The sequence below is a fragment of the Protofrankia sp. CiP1_Cm_nod3 genome (genome assembly GCF_982290655.1).
In genome coordinates, this window is sequence record NZ_CEVIVD010000202.1 from 5,513 (window position 1) to 6,710 (window position 1,198).

Annotated in this window: 1 protein-coding gene; it reads right to left on the bottom strand. The window is 68.4% G+C overall.

Features of this window, described 5'->3' with window-relative positions; genetic code table 11:
• Positions 1-410: 410 nt before the first annotated feature.
• Positions 411-770 carry a DUF5999 family protein gene (locus tag AC5LUJ_RS22615; RefSeq protein ID WP_445548398.1) on the bottom strand — a complete coding sequence of 120 codons (360 nt, stop codon included), beginning with the start codon at positions 768-770 and terminating at the stop codon, positions 411-413.
• Positions 771-1,198 lie beyond the last annotated feature (428 nt).

Consider the following 1,198-nt stretch of genomic DNA (forward strand, 5'->3'; position numbering starts at 1 on the left):
CCGTCACAGCGGCGGTGCCCGGGCGACCGACGCCCACCAAAAACGACCCAAACCGCGGTCAGCCGGCTGTCGGCACAGCCGGGAGAACCGGAGGGATCCGGTCCGACGAACGCGTCAGGGCCATCCCGCCCGCTCTCCGGCCTGAGGGCGCAGCGGTCCCGGCCGCCGAGCGGGCGAAAACCACGCCGCGTACCCCTCGTGTACCCGTCCGGCCGGACAGCCTCGGTGGCGCCCCTCAGCCACGCGTAAAGATACCATCACGCACTGTTCAGCCGGATAGGCCCGATCGGGACGTCGCGGAAGCGGCCCCGCCGGAGCCGCCGCGTACCCGGACCCGCGCCCGGACAGTCATCCTCGTGTACTCGTCGACCGAATGATCGTCACAGGCCGGCCCGGGCCGGCCGGTCGCCTCATGCCGTCCAGACGCGCGGTGTGGGCACGGCCATCGGCTGCCGCGTGGCAACCGCGCCGCTGCCGACCATGCTCCTCGGCCTCGGAGGCACACGCCGCGGTTCGATGATGCCCCCCGTCGGCAGAATCTCCCCCGTGTCATCAAAAAGAATCACACCATTACACAACAAGCTCCAGCCCTGGTCGCAGTGCCGGTTTGTCACCCGCGCGGCGTCCCGGCCGGGACTGTTGGCGGATGGGCACGGCGGCTGGTGAGGACAGCCCCCCCTGCCGGTTTGACGGACCTCGGTGGGTACTTGCGGACTCGCCGACGTCGTTGTCGATGGATCTCCAGAAACCGGTGTTCCTCGCACAGTCACAGAAGATTACGCCTCCGCGTAACGGACGTCACATCGACCCGCGCTCTCAGGCTGTCGGTAGTAGGACGACAGGGGCAGCGGCATACGACACGGCCGCCGCGGCCCGGCGTATCGCGCCTTGTGTCTCCGTTCGCTCGCCTTGCGTTTCGATTTGCGACGGCCGGTGCCCTGTGTCAGCGGTCCGGAATCACCTGGTGACAGATAGCGGATATGACAACGCTTACTGGATATCGACAGGATGCCGACAGGACACGCGCTGGGCGCTGACCGGATGCCGACAGATAGCCGGAAAATCCCTTCGGTACGTTTCCCTGGGACCCTTTACGGAGGTATGCCCGGCCACTTCGCCGGCGACCCGCGCATGACGTGATCAGGAGGCCCCGGTGGATCGGGACCCACGCCGGCCGCACCCGCCCGGCCCCCCGCAC